The sequence below is a fragment of the Alteromonas sp. MmMcT2-5 genome (assembly GCF_022348315.1).
GTDB classification, from domain to species: domain Bacteria; phylum Pseudomonadota; class Gammaproteobacteria; order Enterobacterales; family Alteromonadaceae; genus Alteromonas; species Alteromonas macleodii.
Genome location: NZ_JAKRFB010000095.1, coordinates 1 through 9,213, shown reverse-complemented (window position 1 = coordinate 9,213; position 9,213 = coordinate 1). Strand labels below are relative to the sequence as shown.

General features: G+C 40.6%; 7 protein-coding genes and 1 pseudogene. 6 read left to right on the top strand and 2 right to left on the bottom strand.

Annotation, left to right across the window (positions count from 1 at the left end; all coding sequences use genetic code 11):
• Positions 1-190 precede the first annotated feature (190 nt).
• Positions 191-3,196 carry a Tn3 family transposase gene (locus MHN09_RS20550; protein WP_088941599.1) on the top strand — a complete coding sequence of 1,002 codons (3,006 nt, stop codon included), beginning with the start codon at positions 191-193 and terminating at the stop codon, positions 3,194-3,196.
• Between the two features lie 26 nt (positions 3,197-3,222).
• Here the strand turns inward: MHN09_RS20550 and MHN09_RS20545 are convergent, their stop codons facing one another.
• Positions 3,223-3,789, bottom strand: coding sequence for a recombinase family protein (locus MHN09_RS20545; RefSeq protein ID WP_015068652.1), 567 nt, complete (start codon positions 3,787-3,789; stop codon positions 3,223-3,225).
• A 917-nt stretch (positions 3,790-4,706) separates the two neighbouring features.
• Between MHN09_RS20545 and MHN09_RS20540 the strand changes: the two genes are divergently transcribed.
• Genes MHN09_RS20540 through MHN09_RS20525 form a run of 4 tightly spaced genes read left to right on the top strand, consistent with a single transcriptional unit; the run spans position 4,707 to position 7,236 of the window.
• Positions 4,707-5,459 carry a Phenylacetic acid catabolic protein gene (locus MHN09_RS20540; protein ID WP_015068650.1) on the top strand — a complete coding sequence of 251 codons (753 nt, stop codon included), beginning with the start codon at positions 4,707-4,709 and terminating at the stop codon, positions 5,457-5,459.
• Between the two features lie 23 nt (positions 5,460-5,482).
• Positions 5,483-6,616: a radical SAM protein gene (locus MHN09_RS20535; protein ID WP_015068649.1), complete on the top strand. Its 1,134-nt coding sequence runs from the start codon at positions 5,483-5,485 to the stop codon at positions 6,614-6,616.
• Positions 6,616-7,062 carry a MaoC family dehydratase gene (locus MHN09_RS20530; protein WP_015068648.1) on the top strand — a complete coding sequence of 149 codons (447 nt, stop codon included), beginning with the start codon at positions 6,616-6,618 and terminating at the stop codon, positions 7,060-7,062. Before MHN09_RS20535 ends, MHN09_RS20530 begins: the two co-directional genes overlap by 1 nt.
• Before the next feature lie 21 nt (positions 7,063-7,083).
• The gene (locus tag MHN09_RS20525; RefSeq protein ID WP_020742482.1) at positions 7,084-7,236 is read left to right on the top strand and encodes a hypothetical protein; all 153 of its coding nucleotides are present in this window, start codon (positions 7,084-7,086) and stop codon (positions 7,234-7,236) included.
• A gap of 86 nt (positions 7,237-7,322) precedes the next feature.
• Here MHN09_RS20525 and MHN09_RS20520 read toward each other — a convergent pair whose 3' ends face one another.
• On the bottom strand, positions 7,323-7,592 hold the full coding sequence (locus tag MHN09_RS20520; protein ID WP_015068647.1) for a response regulator: 270 nt from the start codon (positions 7,590-7,592) through the stop codon (positions 7,323-7,325).
• Between the two features lie 145 nt (positions 7,593-7,737).
• Between MHN09_RS20520 and MHN09_RS20515 the strand changes: the two are divergent.
• A pseudogene (locus tag MHN09_RS20515) lies at positions 7,738-9,119 on the top strand (Tn3 family transposase); the annotation flags it as partial.
• Between the last annotated feature and the right edge of the window lie 94 nt (positions 9,120-9,213).

Sequence of the window (9,213 nt, the reverse complement as noted above, 5' to 3'; positions counted from 1 at the left end):
ACGAATGGCTGCTCTACCGGCAGTTAACCTCACGACTGAATGGACGCATTTATTTGCCAAATGTTACCAAATACCGCGCACTGGAAGACGACCTGATCCGGGGTTTTGCGCCCATCCCCTCGAAATCGGCATTAGGAATTAAAACATTGAGTCTGTTATGATTATGAAAAAATAATCAGGACTATATGCCATCGCTGCTGAACAAACAAAACGCATTCAAATACTCACGTCGTTTGAAGTCAAAGAACTTTATGCTCTCCCCAACTTTAGTCACTCCGACAGAGAAGACTACTTTTCACTCGACAAGGAAACTCAGAAACTGGTCAATACGTTGAGGCAAACAGAGACCAGAATCTATTTTATCCTCTTATTGGGTTATTTCAGATCCAGACCAATAATTTTCAATTTTACATTCTCAGATGTTGAACCTGACTTTAACTACGTTAAAGCAAAATATTTCAGCGATAAAAGCGTTCAAGATGAAGATATTCCACCGCGAACCAAAACAGCGTTAGTTAGAAAACTTCTGACTTATACAGGCTTCTCCGTTTACCAGAGCAAGAATGACAAGGCACCTTTACTCAAAAGGCTCAATGTCGTTGTTAAAATCAATCAAGAGCCAAGATATGTGTTTGATGAATGCATTGCTTACTTTGGACAAAACAGGATTGCGTTAGCTGGTTATACGACACTTCAAGATATCATATCGAGTGTACTTTCTAGTGAGCGTAGTCGCATTGAGTCTGTCCTGAACCAAAACCTAGGCAGTGATACAAAAGCTACGCTTCTTAGATTGCTTGATTCCAAAAGCACGTTCACAGATCTCGCTATGTTAAAGCGCATGGCGAAGGATTTTTCAGCCAGCCAAATATCACAAGAACTAAAGACGCATAAAATCATACGTGCGCTTTATCCAGAAATTAAGACACTGATTGCTGAATTAGAGCTGTCACCGAAAAACCTTGAATACTACGCGTCTTTAGTAAAACACAAGTCGGTTTATAAGTTAAAAAGACATGCTGATAGTCAAACCTTGTTATATCTTGTTTGTTATCTATTCTTCAGGTACCGCGAAACTAACGACAACCTCGTTTCTGCATTTATCTATCTCGTCCGAAAGCTTGCTGAAGGAGCAAAGAGTCACGCCAAACAGGGAGTTATCGAAGATATAAACATTGTCAGAACAAAATTGAAATCGGCTGGCAGTCTGCTGAATTACTTCATTGACAGCGATATTGACGATGCATTGACCTTTGGCGATGTACGCAAAAAAGCCTTTAAGTTGCTACCTGCTGAGAACATTAAATTGCTTAGCGAACATCTTGATAGCAATGATTTTGATGGGCGTAAATATGAGTGGCAATTTATTGATAAACAGTCAAGCAAGGTGAGTAAACTTCTACGCTCCTTGTTCATGGCCATAGACATTGAGTTTATCCATTTAAAAGATGATTTACATAATCAGTATGTAACGTTGCGCTCTGAACTCAGTGAATGCAAGGCTGTTAGAACCATCAACCTAGACTTGGTACCCAAAGGTGACCGAGGGTATTTGCAAGGAGAAGTTTCTAAGCAAATAGCTATTCGTTTTGAGTACTTCCTGTATCGTAAAGCAGAGCAACTATTTCAAAACAATAGCCTTACCGTAAAAGAGAGTGTCAATAATCGTAGTCTGAGTTCAGATTTAATCCAGCCAAAAGAATGGCAAAACAAAGACGATATTATTGAAAATACAGGGCTTGATAAACTATCAGCACCAATTAACCAAACCTTGGATGAGAAGCAGTATCAGCTTGAAGTGAAATTGAAAGAGGCTGGCACACATATATTCAGTGGTGACAACAAATACGTCGAAGTTATACCTGGTAAGTCAGAACTAAAATGGTCTATCCCAAATAGCCGCTGGCAACAAACGGTTGATAACCCTCTCTATAATCAAATTCAGCATATGGGTATTGTCGAGCTTATGCTGTTTGTTGACGAAAAAACTAATTACCTCAATGCTTTTACACATATCGCTACCACAAAACAAAAATCATCAGTAGACAAAGAAGATCTGGTTGCCTGCATACTCGCCAACGGTACGAATTACGGCCTATATAAAATGGCCAATATCTCCGACCGTTCGATGGGAAAGTTGCGCAGTGTTAATGATAGTTACATCAGATACGAGACGCTGAAAGAGTCTAATGATCAGATCTCTAATGCCATTGCTATCCTGCCAATATTTGCTTACTACCATATTGATGACAATCAGTTATTTTCAAGCATCGATGGTCAAAAATTCGAGTGTAGGATCAACACCTTTAAAGCCCGTTATTCATCCAAGTATTTTGCCAAAGGCAAAGGTGTCTCAGCGCTGACGTTAGTGTCAAATCATGTGCCAGTGAATACTCAAGTTATTGGCGCGAATGAATATGAAGGTCATTTTGCATTTGATTTGCTTTACAACAATACCTCTGAGATACAGCCAAATACGTTATCCACCGATAACCACGGCACGAATAACGTCAATTTCGCTATTTTAGATTTCTTTGGCTACACCTTTGCGCCTCGATACGCAAAAATGAAACGAGTGTTTTTTGACTTATTTGAAGTTACTGAAGAAGAAGGTGGCCGAATTCAGTTAAAGAAAGACGTTAACTATAAATTAGTGGCTGAAGAATGGGAAAACATTCAACATATCCTTTGTTCTCTTAGCCAAAAGACAACTACTCAAAGCACCATCATTAGAAAGCTCAGTAACGGCAAGAGTCGCACGTTGTCAGCTTTGCATGAGTATGATCGTCTAATTAAAGCGATTTACGTTTTGGAGTACGTTGATAGCTCAACACTACGCCATTATGTTCAGCAAGCGTTAAATAGAGGGGAAGCCTATCACCAGTTAAAACGAGCCATTACCTCAGTCAATGGTAATAGATTTCGTGGTGGTAACGATTATCAGGTGTCTCAATGGAATGATTGTGCGCGGCTCATTTCAAACTGTATTATCTATTATAATTCTGCCTTGTTATCAGCCTTTTTGAAGATCCAAGAAAGAAACGGTAGACAAGATGTGGTAGATATTATTTCTAAACTATCACCGGTTGCTTGGCAGCACATCAACTTGAACGGAGAGTATGCCTTTAACAAAAATCGTAAAGCGATTGATTTGGCAGGTTTGCTTAGTGGTGTGGAGCCTCTGCAAAGTGAATAATAGTTCAATGAGTTGCTTTCTTATAATCACATTGCTAAATAACGATAGAAAGTTGCTTTAGATATAGAAAGTGAATTACAAATAGACTCTATAGAAAGTGAATTATTTTGGTGCATCTGCTTTGCCATCTGGACTTTAGGGTTGTTGATACCGATTTTAGGTCTACCGCCATTCCGTCCTCGTGCTCTTGCAGCAGATAAACCAGCATTGGTCCGCTCTTGGATTAATCGTCTCTCAAATTGCGACAATGCACTAAATATATTGAACATCAACTCACCTGAAGCTGTTGTTGTATCAATAGCACCGTCCTGGATCGATTTGAATCCAATGTCTTTTTCAACTAATGACTCAATCAAATTGATCAAGTGAGACATTGAGCGGCCAAGACGATCTAATCGCCATACTATTAAAATGTCTCCAGATGACAATGTATCAAGACATTTATCTAATCCTGGTCGAGTTGATTTTGCTCCCGACGTTTTATCGGTAAAAATATGTTCAGGAGCACACCCGTTGTTCATTAACGCATCGATCTGTAGATTTAAGTCTTGATCAGATGTACTTACTCGAGCATACCCTATTTTGAGCCCCATAATCTTATTTACATGTTGAAAAATGACTTTATGAGACTATATTAAATGAGATGGGTTTATAAAACTAATAGAACCAATAAAATCAGACCGAGCGGAGAAAATACTTTTCACTCTCATAAAACGGTCGTTTTTTAATACTTTCTTGTTTGATGAATTTATTGATTTAGTATTAATTTAATTAGTTTCTTCATTGAGATACTGACGCTATCATTAACACAGCAGTAGGTGTAAATAGAGGAAGTTCAAACGTCGGCGTTGAACTAAAAGGTATTACCATTGCATAGACTTGAGAAAGAGTTGCTCGACTTAGTTCAATCCGATACGCGCATATTCAGGTTTATTGAACACTCGTCATTGGACGGTATGTGGCATTGGGACTTGGAGAACGCTGAACACTTTTTGGTCCATATTTTTCTTGGTCGAAAGATCGGATCTTGGAACAGGCAATTAGTTCAATTTCTTAAACCGAGTTCAGGTTAGTTAGACCGTCAAGTTCCTTTAGTAATCACGCGACTATACTTTAGGTATGGTCGTAGCTCGTGATATCAATTCCCAGCGTTAAGAACTTAGTTAATAACTTTATTACTTTCTGGCAAATTTTTTAAACAACGTCTTTACAAATTTGCAGATCATTTCTATGGTTATTTTGTGGTATGGACTTTCCAATTGGAAAGCCGTATGACGTTGTGTGGAACTCGCCTTGATTTTTTTGAGTTATTTTGTAGGTTCAAGTAAAACATGTGTTTGCTTTAAAGGTCCAGTTATCTGTTAGGCATTGATGTAACTCATTTTCTGCTGTCATGAACATTAGTAGCAATTTGAATTTCTGAAAAAGGTGGGCATCCTATAGACAGGACCTTACCAAGATTAACTTCGCATTTGTTCTTGGTAACTACTTTTCCAAAAAGGACTGTGAAATGCTACAAGAATCTATTGCTGTAAAAGATGTAAGCCCATTCCATATATCAACTCCATCAGAACTACTTGAAACACCTAAAGAATATCAAGATCTCGTTAAGAGGCAATTGACTGCCCATGCTGAAGGGGAACTTTCTGGAGCTGATGACTATGTAAAATTGTTTTACTTTTTGACAAATGACCCCTACGAGAAAGCAGTGTGCTGCGAATTAGCCAAGGATGAACTTGACCACTATCAAAGAGCTGCGGACATTTTATTAGATATTGGTATAGATACGTCATTTATGCTATCGCAAAACTTGAACGATAGAGCGTTCTACGCGACCGAAGCCGTAAAAAGTTGTCGAAATTGGGCTGAAAGAGCATTGATTTCGACTCTTGTAGAAGACGCTGTAATTGATGTCCTAGAGGAAATGGCTCAAAGTTCCTACAGGCCTATTGCTGACATGTGCCCTCATGTTTTAAAGGATGAAAAACTGCACGTTGGGCATGGATTCAGGATTACGAGGAGCATGTGTAAGACGAAAAATGGATTCAAGCAAATTCAAGAAGCTCTTATAAGAATGTGGCCAGTAACACTTGATACCTTTGGCAGAAGTGATTCCCCAAGGTCAGAATTGTACGTGAAATACGGGTTGAGGCAAAAGTCATATTCCGTTGCACGCAACGAATTTGCGGAAAAGGCCAGAAGAAAATTAGAAGCTCTTGGACTTCATGTACCAGACGATACTGCAAACAGAAAGTTTCTCTAATCTTATGCTAGAAGGATTTGCTTATGAAAGATGTTACCAAAAATGCAATATTTAAAAGGCTTAACGGTGACTTTGAATATTATGCTCGTTATCAACGGATTAAACAAATTAGTTCAAGAGTTAGAGTGTCAGAGTATTTAATCACTACAGCGTGCAATATAAGGTGTAAAGGTTGTTGGTTTTTTGAATATGACTTTGACAAAAGAACAAAAGATTTGTCCAAAAAGGATGAAATTAAAAAGTTTCTTATCTCTGAGAGGAATAGAGGTATCAATACTAGTCTGATTATAGGAGGCGAGCCTACGCTCCATCCCAAAAGACTCGAATTATTTGCTGAGATTATGGAGTTTAATAGCATATCAACCAATGGTCTTAAAGCTTTGCCCAAAGAAGGCTTTAAGGATTTTTCGGTTTTAATCTCTTTGTTTGGTGGTGGCTCTCTAGACGATGACCTGCGAGCGATCAAACCTAACGGAAACTCCTTTTCGGGTCTATTTGAGACTGCTCTTAAGAACTATAAATATGATCCGAGAGCCCATTTCATTTTTGCAGTGACTGAAGATGGAATTGCTCATATCGAAGAGACAGTGAGAAAAATATCGGAAAATGGAAATACAGTCTCAGTTAATTTTTATAGTAAGTATGGTACGAGCGATCCACTCCGGACCAAGTACGAAAAAAGATTACTTGATGAAATTTTGCGAGTCAGGGAGTTGTTTCCAGAGACACTCGCTAGCCACCCTTACTACATTGAAGCTATGGTAACAGGGAAAAGTCACTGGGGAGATTTTGGATATGATGTTTGCCCCAGTGTGAGTGTAGACCATCCACAAAATGCTGAAAGAATTAAGAACGGTAATGCTGTACTTCCAGGATTTAATGCCTACGCCTCAGACTGCAAAACGGTAAACTTTTGCTGCACTTCAGGACATTGCGAGGATTGTAGAGACAGCCAAGCTGTAATGAGTTGGATAATGATAAATCAAAAGAGATTCGTCAAAGATGAAAATCTACTCAAAATATGGATTGAGATTGCAGAGAGCTATTGGCATCAATTTGTATGGGCTCATGATTTCCGCTATTCCGCGCCATCATTGCAAACTAGCGAAAATCTTAATCTGAGAAATCAGCACCATCTTCTAAAGGAGGTTGGCTAATGCAATCTATGCAAAGCGTTCAGGAGCAGAAAGAATATTTGCCAGACGTAGGCTACATCATTGAGTCCCAATTACTCTTAAGTGAGAAGGAAGTAGTAGATGGAGCCAAGTTCATTGGCGATTTAAATCCTGTACATAATGACCCAGATAACGAACAAACAATTCGTCTTGGAGGGATTATTGCAAGTGGCAGCCATATCACTGCAGTATTTTCCGCTCTTCTTCCTACTCACTTCATGAAATTTGGTCCTATGCTTGGAGCTCACATGGATGTAAAGTTCACAGCACCGATAAAACCCAATACAATCTACACTATGAATTGGGTTGTACAGTCAAAGGAGTATAAAAAGAGTCTCGGCGGTACAATTTACGCCAATGCGGGTACTATTATCGATCCAGCTGGCAATGTGACAGTTAGAGCAAACGCAAGCATCATCCTCTACTAGAACTATTTAGAGGGGTGTTGATTGCTAACCCGAAAACGCCCCTCAAGTTTACTTGTTATTATTCGTTCTGAAAATTCAGATGCCGTTGAAGCAGCGATGACAAAGCATATCTGCGGCTCAACTACTGTCCATGCTGATGAAAATGCCGCTTATGATGTATTGAGTGCATACTAAAATAGTACCGACTAAACACACCAGTCAATTGATCTACATGTATCAACTCTCGATATGTTTCTAATTGTTTTGAAGTATTCAAGTGTTTAACAAGTCATTGTTGAAGAGTTGAGAGAGATAGTGGCTTCTTTAGGAAGTCGGTAGCGCTCAATACCATTGATGTCTGGTAAGTAAACATCTAGCACAATGATATCTGGTTTATACAATTGGCAAAACTTAACTGCACTTTTACCGTTTGCAACAATACGGATTTTCTTTAATGCTGTGAGGTTGTTTGATATAAGTTCAGAAGTAATGGCGTCATCTTCAACAATCAGAAGTTGACCTGCGAGTAGCTTATTTACATCTTTAGACATGTGGACACCTCACAACTTTGTCTACTAGTAGTAATAGTCTTGGCGATGTCTACCATTAGTCAAAAGACTATTTCACTGTACGCGCAGTTATTGCTTGAACAAGCATGAGGGTCATTCTCACAGCAGAAGCTTTTATCATTTTAGGATCCCCCAGACATCGCAGGATACCTTGCTGGCCTCATCAACACTGGACAGACTAAAACAGCCCGCAGAGTTATTGTTACAGGAGAAACAACACCGGCTGGAAAGTGCACTCAAAGACGTTGCTCTCCATATTGATGAGGGAGACAATCGAAATGTGATCATGAAAAATCGTACCGGTACCCGCTGGCGTCTGCCGACCAAAAGCGCTACATCTCTGGTCAACAATCCCTTTTTTAAGCGAATGCAACCGGTCGGTATCGCGGATGTACTGCGGTATGTAGAGCGCGAAACCGGGTTCATGAAATGTCTGACTCATGTACTTCCGATACAAAAACAAGGGTTCACTCATCAGGATGATTTACTGGCCATTCTGATTGCCAACGCCACTCACCGTGGTGTGTATGGCATGGCGCAGATCTCCGATCGAAGCTATGAACACCTGAGTACGGTGCAGGCCAACTATATCCGGCCTGAAACGCTGCATGACGCCAGCGACGTGATCAATAATGCGGTTGCAGCGCTACCCATCTTCCGCCACTACCATATTCAGGAGGACCAGCTGCATGCCAGTGCGGATGGTCAGAAATTCGAAACCCATCTGGAAACCTTTAAAACCCGGTACTCCTCTAAGTATTTCGGCACCAACAAAGGGATCACGGCCATGACACTGGTGGCCAACCCGGTGTCAATCATGTTAACTTCGCCTTACTGGATCTATGCGGTTACAGTTTTGCACCGCGATACGCGCAGTTCAGTAGTGTCATCAATGATCTGTTTGACGTAACTGAAAATGAACACGGCGGCACCAACCTTGCCCTGAAAAAGCCCATCAGGACGAATGTCATCGAAACGGGATGGCAGGATATTAGGCGCATTGTTCTGTCACTTCAGACAAAGCGAACGACACAGGCAATGCTGGTAAGAAAGTTGTCTGGTTATCCTTCGGGGCACCCGACATTACAGGCGCTGACGGAGTATAATCGACTGGTCAAAGCGCAATATTTACTGGATTACATAGACAATGCCAGTTTGCGGCAGTACGTTCAGCGTGCCCTTAACCGGGGAGAAGCGTGGCACTTCCTGAGACGGGCTATTGCGTCGGTGAATGGCGATCAGTTCCGAGGCAAAAACGAGAGTGAAATCGCTATCTGGAATGAATGTGCAAGATTGCTTGCCAACGCGATCATCTACTTCAACTCCGCGATACTGAGTCATCTGCTGGGACACTTTGAAGCGAGAGGAGATGAAGAGAAAGCGGGTATCACTCGTGCTGTTTCGCCCGTTGCGTGGCAAAATATCAACTTAAGCGGAACGTATAACTTCACTAATACTGGGAAATTGCCCAATATTGGCGAAATAACAAGGCCGATAGTGGATGATTAGGCTCCAAGCTGAAAGTAAACCACCTCCGCAGCCATTTATTGGTGTGGTCTACAGAGGATTATGTCTTTTTAGAGGGGAAAATCCCTAGAACCCC

Coding starts and splice junctions, on each gene's coding strand:
- MHN09_RS20540 (WP_015068650.1), top strand. CDS start 4,707: ATGCTACAAGAATCTATTGCTGTAAAAGATGTAAGCCCATTCCATATA.
- MHN09_RS20535 (WP_015068649.1), top strand. CDS start 5,483: ATGAAAGATGTTACCAAAAATGCAATATTTAAAAGGCTTAACGGTGAC.
- MHN09_RS20545 (WP_015068652.1), bottom strand. CDS start 3,789: ATGGGGCTCAAAATAGGGTATGCTCGAGTAAGTACATCTGATCAAGAC.
- MHN09_RS20530 (WP_015068648.1), top strand. CDS start 6,616: ATGCAATCTATGCAAAGCGTTCAGGAGCAGAAAGAATATTTGCCAGAC.
- MHN09_RS20520 (WP_015068647.1), bottom strand. CDS start 7,592: ATGTCTAAAGATGTAAATAAGCTACTCGCAGGTCAACTTCTGATTGTT.